The 16,909-nt window shown below is 72.1% G+C and carries 16 protein-coding genes; 15 read left to right on the top strand and 1 reads right to left on the bottom strand.

Features of this window, described 5'->3' with window-relative positions; genetic code table 11:
- The first annotated feature begins 69 nt into the window (after positions 1-69).
- Entirely contained in the window at positions 70-684 is a 615-nt protein-coding gene (gene rpsD, locus ACFWVE_RS28645) for a 30S ribosomal protein S4 (protein ID WP_257850066.1), read from the top strand.
- A 21-nt stretch (positions 685-705) separates the two neighbouring features.
- Here rpsD and ACFWVE_RS28640 read toward each other — a convergent pair whose 3' ends face one another.
- Complete coding sequence (locus ACFWVE_RS28640) at positions 706-2,883, bottom strand: ATP-binding protein (RefSeq protein ID WP_384019932.1); 2,178 nt, start codon at positions 2,881-2,883, stop codon at positions 706-708.
- Positions 2,884-3,046: 163 nt separating this feature from the next.
- Between ACFWVE_RS28640 and ACFWVE_RS28635 the strand changes: the two genes are divergently transcribed.
- From ACFWVE_RS28635 to nusB, 14 genes are all read left to right on the top strand, one after another.
- Entirely contained in the window at positions 3,047-3,520 is a 474-nt protein-coding gene (locus ACFWVE_RS28635) for a DUF948 domain-containing protein (RefSeq protein WP_384019968.1), read from the top strand.
- A 7-nt stretch (positions 3,521-3,527) separates the two neighbouring features.
- Positions 3,528-3,899: a hypothetical protein gene (locus ACFWVE_RS28630; RefSeq protein ID WP_384019930.1), complete on the top strand. Its 372-nt coding sequence runs from the start codon at positions 3,528-3,530 to the stop codon at positions 3,897-3,899.
- A complete protein-coding gene (alaS, locus tag ACFWVE_RS28625) occupies positions 3,899-6,568 on the top strand; it encodes an alanine--tRNA ligase (RefSeq protein ID WP_384019927.1) in 2,670 nt (889 codons plus the stop codon). Before ACFWVE_RS28630 ends, alaS begins: the two co-directional genes overlap by 1 nt.
- Positions 6,569-6,603: 35 nt before the next feature.
- Entirely contained in the window at positions 6,604-7,068 is a 465-nt protein-coding gene (gene ruvX, locus ACFWVE_RS28620; RefSeq protein ID WP_384019965.1) for a Holliday junction resolvase RuvX, read from the top strand.
- Positions 7,069-7,192: 124 nt separating this feature from the next.
- Entirely contained in the window at positions 7,193-8,974 is a 1,782-nt protein-coding gene (mltG, locus tag ACFWVE_RS28615; protein ID WP_384019924.1) for an endolytic transglycosylase MltG, read from the top strand.
- Positions 8,964-9,800: a shikimate dehydrogenase gene (locus ACFWVE_RS28610; protein ID WP_384019920.1), complete on the top strand. Its 837-nt coding sequence runs from the start codon at positions 8,964-8,966 to the stop codon at positions 9,798-9,800. The genes mltG and ACFWVE_RS28610 overlap by 11 nt, the downstream gene beginning before the upstream one ends.
- A gap of 50 nt (positions 9,801-9,850) precedes the next feature.
- The gene (locus ACFWVE_RS28605; protein WP_384019917.1) at positions 9,851-10,222 is read left to right on the top strand and encodes a hypothetical protein; all 372 of its coding nucleotides are present in this window, start codon (positions 9,851-9,853) and stop codon (positions 10,220-10,222) included.
- Positions 10,223-10,404: 182 nt separating this feature from the next.
- Positions 10,405-11,589 carry a chorismate synthase gene (gene aroC, locus ACFWVE_RS28600; protein ID WP_384019914.1) on the top strand — a complete coding sequence of 395 codons (1,185 nt, stop codon included), beginning with the start codon at positions 10,405-10,407 and terminating at the stop codon, positions 11,587-11,589.
- A 26-nt stretch (positions 11,590-11,615) separates the two neighbouring features.
- The gene (locus tag ACFWVE_RS28595; RefSeq protein ID WP_384019962.1) at positions 11,616-12,098 is read left to right on the top strand and encodes a shikimate kinase; all 483 of its coding nucleotides are present in this window, start codon (positions 11,616-11,618) and stop codon (positions 12,096-12,098) included.
- Positions 12,095-13,189, top strand: coding sequence for a 3-dehydroquinate synthase (aroB, locus tag ACFWVE_RS28590; RefSeq protein WP_384019911.1), 1,095 nt, complete (start codon positions 12,095-12,097; stop codon positions 13,187-13,189). Before ACFWVE_RS28595 ends, aroB begins: the two co-directional genes overlap by 4 nt.
- Before the next feature lie 227 nt (positions 13,190-13,416).
- A complete protein-coding gene (locus tag ACFWVE_RS28585) occupies positions 13,417-14,262 on the top strand; it encodes a Pro-rich N-terminal domain-containing protein (protein ID WP_384019908.1) in 846 nt (281 codons plus the stop codon).
- Between the two features lie 271 nt (positions 14,263-14,533).
- Entirely contained in the window at positions 14,534-15,640 is a 1,107-nt protein-coding gene (locus ACFWVE_RS28580) for an aminopeptidase P family protein (RefSeq protein ID WP_384019905.1), read from the top strand.
- 57 nt (positions 15,641-15,697) lie between these two features.
- A complete protein-coding gene (gene efp, locus ACFWVE_RS28575) occupies positions 15,698-16,264 on the top strand; it encodes an elongation factor P (RefSeq protein WP_384019902.1) in 567 nt (188 codons plus the stop codon).
- 2 nt (positions 16,265-16,266) lie between these two features.
- Positions 16,267-16,701, top strand: a complete 435-nt coding sequence (gene nusB, locus ACFWVE_RS28570) for a transcription antitermination factor NusB (RefSeq protein ID WP_384019899.1) — start codon at positions 16,267-16,269, stop codon at positions 16,699-16,701.
- Positions 16,702-16,909: the final 208 nt, after the last annotated feature.

Genomic DNA, 16,909 nt, shown 5'->3' with positions numbered 1-16,909 from the left:
GGTTTCCCCGGCTGCGGATGCGACCTCCCTTAACCCTGGTGAGCCGACAACACGAAGGTGAAAGAGACAGTGGCCAATCAGCCCCGCCCCAAGGTCAAGAAGTCGCGTGCCCTGGGTATCGCGCTGACCCCGAAGGCCGTCAAGTACTTCGAGGCCCGCCCCTACCCGCCGGGTGAGCACGGCCGCGGCCGCAAGCAGAACTCGGACTACAAGGTCCGTCTGCTGGAGAAGCAGCGTCTGCGCGCCCAGTACGACGTCAGCGAGCGCCAGCTCGTCCGCGCGTACGAGCGTGCCGCCAAGACCTCGCTCAAGACCGGTGAAGCGCTCGTCATCGAGCTCGAGCGCCGTCTCGACGCCCTGGTCCTGCGTTCGGGCATCGCCCGCACGATCTACCAGGCCCGCCAGATGGTCACCCACGGCCACATCCAGGTCAACGGCAAGAAGGTCGACAAGCCCTCCTTCCGTGTCCGCCCGGACGACGTCGTGCAGGTCCGTGAGCGCAGCAAGGACAAGACGCTGTTCACGATCGCCCGCGAGGGGGGCTTCGCCCCCGACGGCGAGATCCCGCGCTACCTCCAGGTGAACCTCAAGTCCCTGGCGTTCCGCCTGGACCGTGAGCCGAACCGCAAGGAGATCCCGGTGATCTGCGACGAGCAGCTCGTCGTCGAGTACTACGCCCGCTGACCCCAGCAGGCACGCGGCACCTCAGCCCGCCGTCTCCCCGCCCTCACGGGCGGGCGAGGCGGCGGGCTGTTGCGTGGGCGCCCCGGCCGCCGCCTGCCGCTCGACCGTGCCCGATGCCGGAGCGGCCGCCGCGGCCCCGTGCAGCGCCCGGCGGACCGCCTCGTCCCGGCCGAGCCGCGCCCCCAGCCGGACGCTCTCCTCGTAGCGCTCGTCGCCCAGACGCTCCCGGGCCCGCGCCTCGCACAGCTCGTGCGGGGTGTTGTAATGGGCCGAGCCGAACAGCCGCAGCCCCACCGACGGCCACATCCGGTCCGCCGCCCCCTGGAGCACCGCCGCCTCGGCCGCCCGGCCCTCCGCCACCGTGACCAGGGCGAGCAGCTCCAGCGCCAGCACCGAACCCAGCAGATCGCTGAAGCCGTGGGCGCCGTCCAGACACTCGGTGAGCAGCTTCCGGGCCCCGGCCAGATCGCCCTCCCCCCAGGAGGCGTACGCCAGGACATACAGCGCGTAGGTGCGGGCCCACCGTTCGCCGTGCTCCTCGCACACCCGGCGGACGTCCTCGCACATCCGCACCGCGTCCGGCAGATCCTCCTGGAAGGCACGGGCCATCGCCAGTTCGATCCGCGCCATCAGCACATTGCTGTTGAGCTCTCCGATCCCGTCGTAACGCTCCAGCGCCGAGCGCAGCAGCGTCTCCGCGCGGGACACGTCGTCCGTGATCAGCGCCAGGCAGCCGGCGCGGTGCTCCGCGTACGCCAGCGCCGTGGGGTTCGCCGCCCGCTCCGCCTTCCGGCGGCACTCCTGGAGCGCGGCCAGCGCGGGCACCGTGTCGCCCTGGAGGATCGTCACATGAGCGAGCACCCACAGGGCCTTGAGCCGGGGCTGCTCATGACCGGAGTCGATCCGCACCGCCTGCTCCAGCCAGTGCCGGCCCTCCGCCAGCCGTCCGCAGCCCACCCACGAGAACCACAGCGAGCCCGCCAGGTGCTGCCCCAGATGTGCCTCCTCCGGGTCCGTCAGGCCCACCTCCAGGGCGCGGCGCAGATTCGGCAGATCCACCTCGACGCGCGCGGCGATCTCGCGCTGCCGCGGCGAGAACCAGTCCAGTTCGCACCAGGTGGCGAGCCCCACGTACCAGTCCCGGTGCCGCCGCGCGAGCCGCTCCGCGTCGCCGGCGCCCTCCAGCCACTCGGTGCCGTACGCGCGCAGCGTGTCCAGCATCCGGTAGCGCGCCCCCGCCGGGGTCTCCTCGCGGGTCACCACCGACTGCGCGAGCAGCGCCGACAGGACGTCGAGGACGTCCCCGGCGGCCAGCCCGTTCCCCCCGCACACGTACTCGACGGCCTCCAGGTCGAAGTGCCCCGTGAACACCGAAAGCCGCGCCCACAGCAACCGCTCCTCGGGCGTGCACAGCTCGTGGCTCCAGCCGATCGCCGTCCGCAGCGTCCGGTGCCGGGGGAGAGCGTCCCGGCCGCCGCCGGTCAGCAGCCGGAACCGGTCGCCGAGCCGCTCCAGCACCTGACCCGGCGACAGCACGTCCAGCCGCCCGGCGGCCAGCTCGATCGCGAGCGGGATGCCGTCGAGACGCCGGCACAGCTCCCGCATCTGCTCCTCGTCCCCGGCGCTCGCCGCGTGCTGCCCCGCGCGCACCGCCAGCAGCCGGACCGCCTCGTCCTCGGCGAGCGGAGTCAGCGGCACCAGCCGCTCCCCGGCCACGGACAGTGCCCGGCGTCCCACGGCGAGCACCTGCAGCCCGGGCGCCCGGCGCAGCAGGTCTGCCACCAGCTCCGCACAGGCGTCCACCAGGTGCTCGAACCCGTCCAGCACCAGCAGCAGCCGGCGCTCCGCCAGATGATCCAGCAACGTCTCGCGCGGCAGCCGGGTGGTGTGGTCCGTCAGACCCAGTCCCTCCACCACCACGTGGTCGACGAACTCGGCATCCCCGAGCGCCGCCAGCTCCACCCGCCAGACGCCGTCCCGCGGCGCGCACCGCGCGGCGGCCCGGGCGGCCAGCCGCGACTTGCCGACCCCGCCCGGCCCGGTGACCGTCACCAGCCGCGAGGCGCCGAGCGCCCGGGACAGCTCGTCCAGTTCCGCCGCCCGGCCCACGAACGCGTCCGGTTCCAGCGGAAGGTTGCCGTCCACGCACGACGGAGGCACACCGTCCGCCGTCGCGCCGTCGTACCCGATACCCCCCATGGGCACGGAGCGTACTGAATCGTGTTCATTCCGTACAATCGCTTCCTCCGGCCCCGCCCGTGCCGGGCGGTAATCCGGTACGGAGTCCCGCCGGTGGCGCGATAGGCTCGGTGCACGATTTTCTCGATGTTCAGGCACGTTTCTCAGGGAGCAGGTGCGCACAGTGTCCGGTGGAGAGGTGGCCGGAATCCTGGTGGCCGTGTTCTGGGCGATCCTGGTCTCCTTCCTCGCCGTCGCGCTGGCGAGGCTGGCCCGGACGCTCCGGGCGACCACCAGGCTCGTGGCGGACGTGACCGACCAGGCCGTCCCGCTGCTGGCCGACGCCTCCACCGCGGTGCGCTCCGCGCAGACCCAGATCGAGCGGGTCGACGCGATCGCCTCCGACGTCCAGGAGGTCACTTCCAACGCCTCCGCCCTGTCGACCACCGTCGCCTCCACCTTCGGTGGCCCGCTGGTCAAGGTCGCCGCCTTCGGCTACGGAGTGCGCCGGGCCGTCAGCGGCCGCAAGGAGGACGTGCCCGCCAGGCCGGCGTCCGACAGGACCGAGCCCGCGAAGGCGCCGGGCCGCACCGTGATCGTGGGCCGTACCGTCCCGGGCACGCGGCGGGCGAGGCGCACCCGGGGAAAGAAGGACTGACCCAGCGATGTTCCGTCGTACGTTCTGGTTCACCACCGGCGTTGCCGCAGGTGTGTGGGCCACCACCAAGGTCAACCGGAAACTGAGGCAGCTGACGCCCGAGAGCCTCGCCGCGACCGCGGCGAACAAGGCGATCGAGGTCGGCGGCCGCATCAAGGACCGGGCGGTGGACTTCGCCTTCGACGTCCGCGACAACATGGCCCGGCGCGAGGCCGAACTGGGCGACGCCCTCGGCCTCGACGCCCCCGTCGACCGGGGACTCCCGGCGTCCGGCCGGTACGCCGCCATCGAGAACCGAAGCAGCCCGAAGAACAACACGCGGTACGCCGAGAACTCGGCGTACCTGACGAACCCGTACAACCGGAATGAGGACCACTGATGGAGTCGGCCGAGATCCGCCGCCGCTGGCTGAGCTTCTTCGAGGAGCGCGGGCACACCGTCGTCCCTTCGGCGTCGCTCATCGCGGACGACCCGACTCTGCTCCTCGTCCCGGCCGGCATGGTGCCCTTCAAGCCCTACTTCCTGGGCGAGGTCAAGCCGCCCTTCGCGCGCGCCACCAGCGTCCAGAAGTGCGTCCGCACACCGGACATCGAAGAGGTCGGCAAGACCACCCGGCACGGCACGTTCTTCCAGATGTGCGGCAACTTCTCCTTCGGCGACTACTTCAAGGAAGGCGCCATCAAGCTCGCCTGGGAGCTGCTCACCGGCTCCCAGGACAACGGCGGCTACGGCCTCGACCCCGAGCGCCTGTGGATCACCGTCTACAAGGACGACGACGAGGCCGAGCGCATCTGGCGCGACGTCGTCGGCGTGCCCGAGGAGCGCATCCAGCGCCTGGGCAAGAAGGACAACTACTGGGACATGGGCGTCCCCGGCCCCTGCGGCCCCTGCTCCGAGATCAACTACGACCGCGGCCCCGAGTTCGGCGCCGAGGGCGGCCCCGCCGTCAACGACGAGCGGTACGTGGAGATCTGGAACCTCGTCTTCATGCAGTACGAGCGGGGCGAGGGGCCGGGCAAGGACTACCCGATCCTTGGCGACCTGCCGAGCCAGAACATCGACACGGGTCTCGGCCTGGAGCGGCTCGCCATGGTTCTGCAGGGTGTGCAGAACCTGTACGAGATCGACACCTCCATGGCCGTCATCGACAGGGCCACCGCCCTGACCGGCGTCCGCTACGGCGACGCCCAGGACTCGGACGTCTCGCTGCGCGTGGTCACCGACCACATGCGCACCTCGGTCATGCTCATCGGCGACGGCGTCACCCCGGGCAACGAGGGCCGCGGCTACGTGCTGCGCCGCATCATGCGCCGCGCCATCCGCAACATGCGCCTGCTCGGCGCCACCGGCCCGGTCGTCAAGGACCTGGTCGACGTCGTCATCGGCATGATGGGGCAGCAGTACCCCGAGCTGATCACCGACCGCGAGCGGATCGAGAAGGTCGCCGTCGCCGAGGAGAACGCCTTCCTCAAGACGCTGAAGGCCGGCACCAACATCCTCGACACCGCCGTCACCGAGACCAAGCGGTCCGGTGGCACGGTCCTCTCCGGCGACCGGGCCTTCCTCTTGCACGACACCTGGGGTTTCCCGATCGACCTCACCCTGGAGATGGCCGCCGAGCAGGGGCTGTCCGTGGACGAGGACGGCTTCCGCCGGCTCATGAAGGAGCAGCGGGAGCGGGCCAAGGCCGACGCGCGGACCAAGAAGACCGGCCACGCCGACCTCGGGGCCTACCGCGAGATCGCCGACCGGGCCGGTGCCACCGACTTCACCGGCTACACCGCCACCGAGGGCGAGTCCACCGTCGTGGGCATCCTGGTCGACGGCGTCTCCTCACCGGCCGCCGCCGAGGGCGACGAGGTGGAGATCGTCCTCGACCGCACCCCGTTCTACGCCGAGGGCGGCGGCCAGATCGGCGACACCGGGCGGATCAGGGCCGACTCCGGTGCCGTCATCGAGATCCGTGACTGCCAGAAGCCGGTTCCGGGCGTCTACGTGCACAAGGGCGTCGTCCAGGTCGGCGAGGTCACCCTCGGCGCCAAGGCCCACGCCTCCATCGACGAGCGCCGCCGCACGGCCATCGCCCGCGCCCACTCGGCCACCCACCTCACCCACCAGGCCCTGCGCGACGCCCTCGGCCCGACGGCCGCCCAGGCCGGTTCCGAGAACCAGCCCGGCCGCTTCCGCTTCGACTTCGGTTCGCCGTCCGCCGTTCCGACGGCCGTGATGACCGACGTCGAGCAGAAGATCAACGAGGTGCTCGCCCGCGATCTGGACGTGCGTGCCGACGTCATGGGCATCGACGAGGCCAGGAAGCAGGGTGCCATCGCCGAGTTCGGCGAGAAGTACGGCGAGCGCGTGCGCGTGGTGACCATCGGCGACTTCTCCAAGGAGCTGTGCGGCGGCACCCACGTGCACAACACCGCCCAGCTCGGCCTGGTCAAGCTGCTCGGCGAGTCCTCCATCGGCTCCGGTGTGCGCCGCATCGAGGCCCTGGTCGGCGTGGACGCCTACAATTTCCTCGCCCGCGAGCACACGGTCGTCGCCCAGCTCCAGGAGCTGATCAAGGGCCGCCCGGAAGAGCTCCCGGAGAAGGTCTCCGCCATGCTCGGCAAGCTCAAGGACGCCGAGAAGGAGATCGAGAAGTTCCGCGCCGAGAAGGTGCTCCAGGCCGCCGGAGGCCTCGCCGAGTCGGCCAAGGACGTCCACGGCGTCGCCCTGGTGACCGGTCGGGTCCCGGACGGCACCACCGCCGACGACCTGCGCAAGCTGGTCCTCGACGTGCGCGGCCGGATCCAGGGCGGCCGGGCCGTCGTCGTCGCCCTGTTCACCACGGTCAATGGCAAGCCGCTCACGGTCATCGCCACCAACGAGGCCGCCCGCGAGCGCGGTCTCAAGGCCGGTGACCTGGTTCGCACGGCCGCCAAGACGCTCGGCGGCGGCGGTGGCGGCAAGCCGGACGTCGCCCAGGGCGGCGGCCAGAACGCAGCCGCCATCGGCGACGCCGTCGACGCCGTCGAGCGGCTCGTGGCGGACACGGCCAAGTGAGCGGCACGCCGAACGATCCGTCGGGCGGCCGGGCGATGCGCCGCGGCCGCCGGCTCGCGATCGACGTCGGGGACGCCCGGATCGGGGTCGCCTCGTGCGACCCCGACGGGATCCTCGCCACCCCGGTGGAGACCGTCCCCGGCCGGGACGTCCCGGCGGCTCACCGGCGCCTTCGCCGGCTCGTCGAGGAGTACGAGCCGATCGAGGTCGTCGTCGGCCTCCCTCGCTCCCTCAAGGGGGGCGAGGGCCCCGCCGCGGTCAAGGTCCGCGGCTTCGCGCAGGAACTGGCCCGCGGGATCGCCCCGGTGTCCGTGCGCCTCGTCGACGAGCGCATGACGACGGTGACGGCGAGCCAGGGGCTGCGGGCCTCCGGCGTGAAGTCCAGGAAGGGACGCTCCGTCATCGACCAGGTCGCCGCTGTGATCATCCTCCAGCAGGCCCTCGAATCCGAACGGGTGTCAGGCAGTGCACCCGGTGAGGGCGTCGAAGTGGTGAGCTGATCGCGGTACGGTAACGTTCCGCGCGATGCGGTGGTGTTCGAACAGCCGTCGCGAAAGAGAGGCGGAACGGACGCCGGCAACCCCCACAGCCGCGTGACCGCCGCTTCGCGGCTCTAGGGGATCGATGACTGAGTATGGCCGGGGCCGAGGCTCCGAACCGTGGCATCCGGACGACCCGTTGTACGGGGACGGCGGATGGGCAGGGCAGCAGACTCCGCAAGGTCAGCAGCCCTCTTACGACGGCCAGGCGCAGCACTACCCGCAGCAGCCGCAGCAGCAGTACGGCGACTGGGGCACCGCCGAGCAGCAGGGCGGGTACGGGCAGCAGCACGCGCAGTACGACCAGCAGCAGGGTCACCAGCAGTACGACCAGCAGCAGTACGGCGAGCAGCGCTACGGTCAGCAGTACGCCCCCCAGCATGCGCAGCACCCGGACCAGCAGCACCCGGGCCAGCAGCACCCGGACCAGCAGCAGTACGACACGGGCGGCTGGCAGACCGGCGGCCACGCCCACCCGCAGGACCCGTACGCGGCGGCCGACCCCACGGACCCGTACGGGCAGCAGGGCGGGGCGTACGGCGCTCAGCAGTCCGACTACTACGCGACCTCCGAGGCGTACCCGCCGCCCGAGCCGCCCGCCCGGCGCAGCGCCGAGCCCGAACGGCGGCCGGAGCAGGACGAGGAACCGGAGCCGCGGACCGACTGGGATCCGGGACCGGACCAGGGTGAACACGCCTTCTTCTCGGGCGACGACGAGGACGAGGCCGACGAGCCGGGCGGTCGCGGCGACCGCCGGGGCAAAGGTGCCAGGGGCGGCAAGGGCACCAAGGACAAGAAGCGGCGCAGTGGGTTCGCCTGCCTCGTGGTGGTGGTGGTCCTCGGCGGCGGTGTGGCCGGTGTGACCTACGTCGGCTGGCAGTTCGTCAAGGATCGTTTCGGCAGTACCCCGGACTTCGCGGGTGAGGGCAACGGCGAGCGGGTGACCGTCACGATCCCCAAGGGGGCGGGCGGGTACGCCATCGGCCAGGTGCTCAAGAAGGAAGGCGTGGTCAAGAGCGTCGACGCCTTCGTCGCGGCCCAGGCGAGCAACCCGCAGGGCAAGACGATCCAGGACGGCGTCTACACGCTCCAGCTGCAGATGTCGGCCGCGAGCGCGGTCGAGCTGATGCTCAGCCCGAAGAGCCGCAGCAACCTGATCATCGCCGAGGGCTGGCGCAACGCCAAGATCTACGAGCTCATCGACACACGCCTCGAGGTCGAGGACGGGACCACCGCGAAGGTCGCCGAGAAGGACTGGCAGAAGCTCGGCCTGCCCGACTGGGCGGTGAACGGCGAGGACGTCAAGGATCCGCTGGAGGGCTTCCTCTACCCGTCCAGCTACGCGGTGGGCAAGGGCGCGAAGCCCGCGGACGTGCTGAAGGAGATGGTGGGCCGGGCCGCCGACAAGTACGAGGAACTGCAGTTCGAGGAGAAGGCCGAGAGCCTCGGTCTGGGAGGGCCGTGGGAACTGGTCACGGTCGCGAGCCTGGTGCAGGCCGAGGGCAAGACCCACGACGACTTCCGCAAGATGTCCGAGGTCGTCTACAACCGCCTCAAGCCCACCAACACCGAGACCAACCAGCTCCTCCAGTTCGACTCGACCTTCAACTACCTGAAGGGCGAGAGCAACATCGACATCAGCGAGTCCGAGATCAACAGCAACAAGGACCCGTACAACACCTACACCAACAAGGGCCTGCCACCCGGACCCATCGGCAACCCCGGCGAAGACGCCCTCCAAGCGGCGTTGAATCCCACGAAGGACGGCTGGATCTACTTCGTGGCCACCGACGGCGTGAACAAGACAGAGTTCGCCAGGACACACGACGATTTCCTGAAGCTGAAGGACAAGTTCAATGCCAGCTAGGGCCGGGGCGCGACGGGCTGCCGTCCTCGGCTCCCCGATCGCCCACTCCCTCTCCCCGGTGCTGCACCGTGCCGCCTACGCGGAGCTGGGGCTGGAGGGCTGGACGTACGACCGCTTCGACGTCGACGAGCAGGCCCTGCCGGGCTTCTTCGAGACGCTCGGGGACGACTGGGCCGGGCTGTCGCTGACCATGCCGCTGAAGCGGGCCGTGATTCCGCTGCTGGACGGGATCAGCGAGACCGCGGCCTCGGTCGACGCGGTCAACACCGTCGTTTTCACCGAGGACGGCCGACGGACCGGCGACAACACCGACGTCGCCGGCATGGTCGCCGCCCTGCGCGAGCACGGCATCGAGAAGGTGGACAACGCCGCGATCCTCGGCGCCGGCGCCACCGCGTCGTCCGCGCTCGCCGCGCTCTCCCGGATCTGCGCCGGCGAGGTCGTCGTCCACGTGCGCAGCGCCGCGCGTGGCGCCGAGATGCGGCAGTGGGCCGAACGGCTTGACGTGGCGGTGCGCATCGCCGACTGGGACGACGCCGAGCGGGCCCTGCACGCACCGCTGGTGGTCACCACGACCCCGGCGGGCGTCACCGACACCCTCGCCCGAGCCGTTCCCGAACGCCCGGCGGCCCTCTTCGACGTCCTCTATGATCCCTGGCCGACCGTTCTGGCGGCCCGCTGGTCGGCGTACGGCGGCGCGGTGGTCGGCGGGCTCGACCTGCTGGTGCACCAGGCGGTGCTCCAGGTCGAGCAGATGACGGGGCGCTCCCCGGCCCCGTTGGACGCCATGCGAAAAGCGGGAGAGCGGGCGCTCGCGGCCCGATAGGATCCCGTCCGGTTCCGCAGGGGGCGGAACCGGGGGAGGGATACGGGTTCATGTCCGCAGGCACGCCACTGGCATCCTGGAAGGCTCAGATCTTCGAGTCCGTACTGGGCTTTCTGCCCGACTGGGTGCAGATCACGGTGCTCGCCCTGGTCGTTCTCGCCGTCGTCGCGTCCTGGGCCGTCAAGGCCAAGCGCCGGATCGCCCACCGGCGTGCCACCCGCGCCGGCCGGCCGGTCCACGTGGCGGCCCCGTACGGACAGGGCAGCGGAGCCGACCACCTGGGCCAGTACGCGCCGCAGTCCGCCCGGTCCGCCCAGTCCGCACCGCACGCCACCGCGCAGGTCGCGGCGGGGCGGAGCGGCGCCGACTTCCTCGGGGCCTACGCACCCGGGCAGCAGCGCCCGGGCGACGGCCGGGCCTGACGCCCCGGCGGTCCTCCAGCCCCCTGGCCGCCCGTCCGCCTGATGGACCGGCGACCGGACACGCCGCCCGGACGTGGGAGGATCGGACGTGGCGGGCCGGGGCCGCGCACCCCGTCGCGCCGTAGCCGTACGCGACGACGCGTGCGCAGGGCAGTACCGGGCGCGAGCATGGAGGAGCACCGTTGAGCAGGTTGCGCTGGCTGACCGCGGGGGAGTCCCACGGTCCCGCACTCGTCGCGACGCTGGAGGGTCTTCCCGCCGGCGTGCCGATCACCACGGACATGGTGGCGGACCATCTCGCGAGGCGGCGGCTGGGCTACGGACGCGGTGCCCGGATGAAGTTCGAGCGGGACGAGGTCACCTTCCTCGGCGGCGTCCGGCACGGCCTCACCCTCGGCTCCCCGGTCGCGGTCATGGTGGGCAACACCGAGTGGCCGAAGTGGGAACAGGTCATGGCGGCCGACCCGGTCGACCCCGAGGTGCTGGCCGGCCTCGCCCGCAACGCCCCGCTGACCCGCCCCCGCCCCGGCCACGCCGACCTCGCCGGCATGCAGAAGTACGGCTTCGACGAGGCCCGCCCGGTGCTGGAACGGGCCTCCGCGCGGGAGACCGCGGCCCGGGTGGCGCTGGGCGCCGTGGCCCGCTCGTACCTGAAGGAGACGGCCGGCATCGAGGTCGTCTCCCACGTCGTGGAGCTCGCGGCAGCCCAGGCCCCCTACGGCGTGTACCCGACCCCGGCCGACGTGGAGCGGCTGGACGAGGACCCGGTGCGCTGCCTGGACGCCGACGCGTCGAAGGCGATGGTCGCGGAGATCGACCAGGCCCACAAGGACGGCGACACCCTCGGCGGCGTGGTCGAGGTGCTGGCGTACGGCGTCCCGGTGGGACTCGGCTCGCACGTGCACTGGGACCGGCGTCTCGACTCCCGGCTGGCCGGCGCCCTGATGGGCATCCAGGCGATCAAGGGCGTGGAGGTCGGCGACGGCTTCGGTCTGGCGCGGGTGCCCGGCTCCCAGGCGCACGACGAGATCGTCGCCACCGACGACGGCATCAGGCGTTCCTCGGGCCGCTCCGGCGGCACGGAGGGCGGCCTGACCACCGGTGAACTGCTGCGGGTGCGGGCCGCGATGAAGCCGATCGCGACCGTGCCGCGAGCGCTGAGGACCGTGGACGTCGTCACCGGCGAGGAGACCGCCGCCCACCACCAGCGCTCCGACGTGTGCGCCGTACCGGCGGCCGGCATCGTCGCCGAGGCCATGGTCGCCCTGGTCCTCGCGGACGCGGTCGCGGAGAAGTTCGGCGGCGACAGTGTGGCCGAGACCCGCCGCAATGTGACGTCCTACCTCGAGAACCTGGCCATCCGGTGACCCCGCTGATCGTGCTGGTCGGCCCGATGGGCGTCGGCAAGTCCACCGTCGGACAGCTGCTTGCCGAGCGGCTGGGCGTCGGCTACCGGGACACCGACGACGACATCGTCGCCGCCGAGGGCCGCAGCATCGCCGAGATCTTCGTGGACGAGGGCGAGCCCGCCTTCCGCGCGATCGAGAAGCAGGCGGTGCGCACCGCCCTCGCCGAGCACGAGGGTGTCCTCGCCCTGGGCGGCGGTGCCGTCCTCGACGCACAGACGCGCGCGCTGCTCGGCGGGCAGCGGGTCGTCTACCTGTCGATGGACGTCGAGGAGGCGGTCAAGCGCACCGGCCTCAACGCCGCCCGGCCGCTGCTCGCCGTCAACCCGCGCAAGCAGTGGCGCGAGCTGATGGAGGCCCGGCGCCATCTGTACGAGGAGGCGGCCACGGCCGTCGTGGCCACGGACGGCCGTACGCCCGAAGAGGTCACCGCCTCCACCCTGGACGCACTGGAGTTGAAGCAGGCATGAGCAGCGAGGCAGTGACGCGGATTCAGGTCGGCGGCACCGCGGGCACCGACCCGTACGAGGTCCTGGTGGGCCGGCAGCTCCTGGGCGAGCTCGGCGGGCTGATCGGGACCGCCGCCAAGCGGGTCGCGGTCGTCCACCCGGAGGCGCTGGCCGAGACCGGCGAGGCACTCCGCGCCGATCTCGCCGAGCAGGGCTACGAGGCCGTCGCCATCCAGGTGCCCAACGCGGAGGAGGCCAAGACCGCCGAGGTCGCCGCCTACTGCTGGAAGGCGCTCGGCCAGTCCGGGTTCACCCGCACCGACGTCATCATCGGCGTGGGCGGCGGCGCCAGCACCGACCTGGCCGGGTTCGTGGCCGCCACCTGGCTGCGCGGGGTGCGCTGGATCGCGGTGCCGACCACCGTGCTGGCCATGGTCGACGCGGCCGTCGGGGGCAAGACCGGCATCAACACCGCCGAGGGCAAGAACCTGGTGGGCGCCTTCCACCCGCCCGCCGGGGTCCTGTGCGACCTCGCCGCCCTGGACTCCCTCCAGACCAACGACTACGTTTCCGGGCTGGCGGAGGTCATCAAGGCCGGCTTCATCGCCGACCCGGTCATCCTCGATCTCATCGAGGCCGACCCGCAGGCCGCACGCACCCCGGCGGGCCCGCACACCGCCGAGCTCATCGAGCGCTCGATCCGGGTCAAGGCCGACGTCGTCTCCTGCGATCTGAAGGAGGCGGGCCGGCGGGAGATCCTCAACTACGGCCACACGCTCGGCCACGCCATCGAGAAGAACGAGCGCTACAAGTGGCGCCACGGCGCGGCGGTGTCGGTGGGCATGCACTTCGCCGCCGAGCTCGGCCGGCTCGCCGGCCGGCTGGACGACGCCACCGCCGACCGGCACCGGGCCGTCCTCGAATCGGTGGGGCTGCCCCTGCGTTACCGCCACGACCAGTGGCCCAGGCTGCTGGAGAACATGAGGGTCGACAAGAAGTCCCGCGGCGACCTGCTGCGCTTCATCGTCCTCGACGGCCTCGCCAAGCCCACCGTGCTGGAGGGCCCGGACCCGGCGGTGCTGCTCGCCGCGTACGGGGAAGTGGCGGAGTAGTACCCGAGGATCCCGCCCCGCCGGGCAATCGGCGAATCGGCCGACGGGCAGGGCACTCAGGGCCGCCCCCGGCCGTTCACCGGACAACGGCAGGGGCGGTACTCGTTCGAACAGCCGCTCCGACGCTCTAGGCTGTCGAGGAACGCGGGGGTCCAACCCCCGCCATCAGCGCTTGTCGCCTGCGGCGAGTGAACCGAGCCCAGCAGACCGAGACGGAGTGGCACCGGATGCAGCACGCAGGGGGTTCTCCGCTGCCGCCGCCCCACCGACCGGGGCACGGACCGGCCGACGGCTGGTCGCCGGCCGCACACCACCCGGGACCGCCCCAGGGGGCCGCCCCGGTGCCCGCGCCGCCGCCGGCCCCCGGCTGCCCCGCGCCCCCGCCCGGACCGACGCCGCGGCCCACGGGCGCCCCGCATCCGCCGCCGGACACCACCGGGCATGTGTCGCTGCCGCCGGGCGGCCCCGTCGCCATGCCCAGCGTCCCGCAGGCCCCCGCGGCCCCCGACCCGGCCGGCACGACCCTCGCGGTCCTGCTCATAGGTCCCGCGGGCGCCGGGAAGACCAGCGTCGCCAAGTACTGGGCGGACCACCGCCGGGTGCCGACCGCACACATCAGCCTGGACGACGTACGCGAGTGGGTGCGGTCCGGCTTCGCCGACCCGCAGACCGGGTGGAACGACCACTCGGAGGCGCAGTACCGCCTGGCGCGCCGCACCTGCGGCTTCGCCGCGCGCAACTTCCTCGCCAACGGGATCTCCTGCGTCCTCGACGACGCAGTCTTCCCCGACCGCCCGGTCGTCGGCCTCGGTGGCTGGAAACGGCACGTGGGGCCGGGCCTGCTGCCGGTCGTGCTGCTGCCCGGTCTGGACATCGTCCTGGAACGCAACGCCGAGCGGTCCGGCAACCGCCGCCTCGGCGACGAGGAGGTCGCCCGCATCCACGGCCGCATGGCCGGCTGGTACGGCTCGGGCCTCCCGATCATCGACAACTCCCAGCTCGGCATACCGGAAACGGCCGCCGTCCTGGACGACGTCCTCGCCAGGTCCATCGCCAGCCCGCCGTCCTGGTGAGCCACCGGTGGCGACCGCCCCCGGCACGACGGTCGTGCCGCACCGCCGCTCCGCACCGGGCAGCCGTAGCCGTGCGACCGGCCGGCAGGCCGGTCGCTTTCGCCGGACACGGCCCCGGCGGAGCCCCGGCGGGCCACAAGCGCCGGTACCGCACGCAGGGCTGACGGACCGCCCCGGAGGTGCCCGCGACGCGGCCGCGCGGCACCGCACACCGCCGCCCGCTCGGACCTCTCGACCGGCGGTTTCCGGCCACCGCTCATAGGCTCGTGGCATGTCTGAGGTGTACGCGTTCCGCCGGAGGCGGCTGAGGGAATGCTGCAACGCGGGAGGCAGCGCGGCGGCGCTGGTCACCCGGCCCGCCAATGTGCGTTATCTCGCGGGTGCCGCACCCGAAGGCGCCGCGCTGCTGCTGGGCCCCGCCGAGGATCTCCTGCTGTGCGCCGGGCCGCCCGACGACCGTTCCCCGCAGACCCGGCCCGACAAGGCGCTGCGGGTGCACGTCGTGCCCGGCGCCGGTGGTGATCCCGCCGTCGCGGCCGCCGGGCTCGCCGCCACCGGGGGCGCCGACTCCCTCGCCGTCGAGGAGCACCACCTCACCGTGGCCCGGCACCGCGCCCTGGGCGCGGCCGCCCCCGGACTGCGCCTGGCAGGCGTGGGCAGCGCCGTCGAACAGCTCCGGGTGGTCAAGGACGAGGAGGAGATCTCCTGTCTGCGCATCGGCGCGGAGATCGCCGACCAGGCCCTCGGGGAGCTGCTGGAGTCCATCCTCGTCGGCCGCACCGAACGCCATCTCGCACTGGAACTGGAACGCCGCCTGGTCGACCACGGCGCCGACGGTCCCGCCTTCGCCACCTCCGTCGCCACCGGCCCGAACGCCGGGCGGCCCGGTCACCGGCCCACCGACCGGCGGGTGGAGGAGGGCGACTTCCTCTCCGTCTGTCTCGGCGCCACCTACCGCGGGTACCGCTGTGAGATCGGCCGTACGTTCGTCATCGGCACCGCTCCCGCGGACTGGCAGATCGAGCTGTACGACCTCGTCTTCACCGCTCAGCGGGCCGGCCGGGAGGCCCTCGTACCCGGCGCCGCCTGCCGTGACGTGGACCGCGCGGCCCGCCAGGTACTGGACAGCGCGGGGTACGCCGCGGCCCTTCCGGCACTCACCGGACACGGGGTCGGACTCGAAATCGACGAGGACCCTCAACTGACCCCCGGGGCCATGGGTAAACTGGACGCTTGCGTGCCGGTCACCGTCGAACCGGGGGTCCACCTCCCGGGCCGGGGCGGTGTCCGGATCGATGACACGCTCGTCGTACGCCCCGAGGCGGACGGCGGACCCGAGCTACTCACCATCACGACCAAGGAACTGCTGGCCCTCTAGCTCCGTGCGGAGTGCCGGCCCCGAGTCGTCTCACGTCAGTCCAGGAGATTCCGCAACGTGGCTTCCACGAACGACCTCAAGAACGGCATGGTGCTCAAGCTCGACGGTGGCCAGCTCTGGTCCGTCGTCGAGTTTCAGCACGTCAAGCCCGGCAAGGGCCCGGCTTTCGTGCGCACCAAGCTCAAGAACGTGCTCTCCGGCAAGACCGTCGACAAGACCTTCAACGCCGGTGTGAAGGTCGAAACGGCCACCGTCGACAAGCGGGACATGCAGTTCTCCTACATGGACGGCGACTACTTCGTCTTCATGGACATGGAGACCTACGACCAGCTGCACGTCGACCGCAAGGCCGTCGGCGACGCCGCCAACTTCCTCATCGAGGGTTTCACGGCCACCGTCGCGCAGCACGAGGGCGAGGTGCTCTTCGTCGAGCTTCCGGCCGCCGTCGAGCTGACCATCGCCGAGACCGAGCCGGGCGTCCAGGGCGACCGCTCCACCGGCGGCACCAAGCCGGCCACGCTGGAGACCGGGCACCAGATCCAGGTTCCGCTCTTCATCACCACCGGTGAGAAGATCAAGGTCGACACCCGCACGAGCGACTACCTCGGCCGGGTGAACAGCTAACCGTGGCTGCCCGCAACACGGCCCGCAAGCGCGCCTTCCAGATCCTCTTCGAGGGCGACCAGCGCGGCGCCGACGTCCTGACGGTCCTCGCGGACTGGATCCGGCACTCCCGGTCCGACACCCGGCAGCCGCCGGTGAGCGAGTACACGATGCAGCTGGTCGAGGGGTACGCGCAGCACGCGAGGCGCATCGACGAGCTGATCGCCCAGTACTCGGTCGGCTGGACCCTGGACCGCATGCCGGTCGTCGACCGCAACATCCTGCGTCTCGGCGCCTACGAGCTGGTCTGGGTCGACGAGACCCCGGACGCCGTCGTGCTCGACGAGATGGTGCAGCTGGCGAAGGAGTTCTCCACGGACGAGTCGCCCTCGTTCGTCAACGGCCTCCTCGGCCGGTTCAAGGAGCTCAAGCCCTCGCTGCGCCGCGACGGGATCTGAGCCGGCGCCGGCACGGGCACACAGGCCGCGGACCGGCACAGACACGCCGGAGGGCCCGCAGCACGACCGCTGCGGGCCCTCCGGCGTGTCCGGGGCCGTCCGGGGCCCCAGGCCGCGTTCCTGACGCGCAGAACGACCGCCGGACAGACGCCGCCGGGGTGGGCCCCCCCCCGCAGGGGGGGGCCCCCCCCCCGGCCGGGTTTGCGGG

Source organism: Streptomyces sp. NPDC058632, assembly GCF_042717095.1.
In the GTDB taxonomy this organism is placed as follows: Bacteria; Actinomycetota; Actinomycetes; order Streptomycetales; family Streptomycetaceae; genus Streptomyces.
This window is presented reverse-complemented; position numbering and strand designations above follow the sequence as displayed.

Excerpts from the sequence above, each read along its gene's own strand:
- ACFWVE_RS28640 (WP_384019932.1), bottom strand. The coding sequence starts at position 2,883 with ATGGGGGGTATCGGGTACGACGGCGCGACGGCGGACGGTGTGCCTCCG.
- ACFWVE_RS28605 (WP_384019917.1), top strand. The coding sequence starts at position 9,851 with ATGTCCGCAGGCACGCCACTGGCATCCTGGAAGGCTCAGATCTTCGAG.
- ACFWVE_RS28595 (WP_384019962.1), top strand. The coding sequence starts at position 11,616 with ATGGGCGTCGGCAAGTCCACCGTCGGACAGCTGCTTGCCGAGCGGCTG.
- aroB (WP_384019911.1), top strand. The coding sequence starts at position 12,095 with ATGAGCAGCGAGGCAGTGACGCGGATTCAGGTCGGCGGCACCGCGGGC.
- alaS (WP_384019927.1), top strand. The coding sequence starts at position 3,899 with ATGGAGTCGGCCGAGATCCGCCGCCGCTGGCTGAGCTTCTTCGAGGAG.
- ruvX (WP_384019965.1), top strand. The coding sequence starts at position 6,604 with ATGCGCCGCGGCCGCCGGCTCGCGATCGACGTCGGGGACGCCCGGATC.
- ACFWVE_RS28585 (WP_384019908.1), top strand. The coding sequence starts at position 13,417 with ATGCAGCACGCAGGGGGTTCTCCGCTGCCGCCGCCCCACCGACCGGGG.
- ACFWVE_RS28580 (WP_384019905.1), top strand. The coding sequence starts at position 14,534 with ATGTCTGAGGTGTACGCGTTCCGCCGGAGGCGGCTGAGGGAATGCTGC.
- ACFWVE_RS28630 (WP_384019930.1), top strand. The coding sequence starts at position 3,528 with ATGTTCCGTCGTACGTTCTGGTTCACCACCGGCGTTGCCGCAGGTGTG.
- mltG (WP_384019924.1), top strand. The coding sequence starts at position 7,193 with ATGACTGAGTATGGCCGGGGCCGAGGCTCCGAACCGTGGCATCCGGAC.
- ACFWVE_RS28610 (WP_384019920.1), top strand. The coding sequence starts at position 8,964 with ATGCCAGCTAGGGCCGGGGCGCGACGGGCTGCCGTCCTCGGCTCCCCG.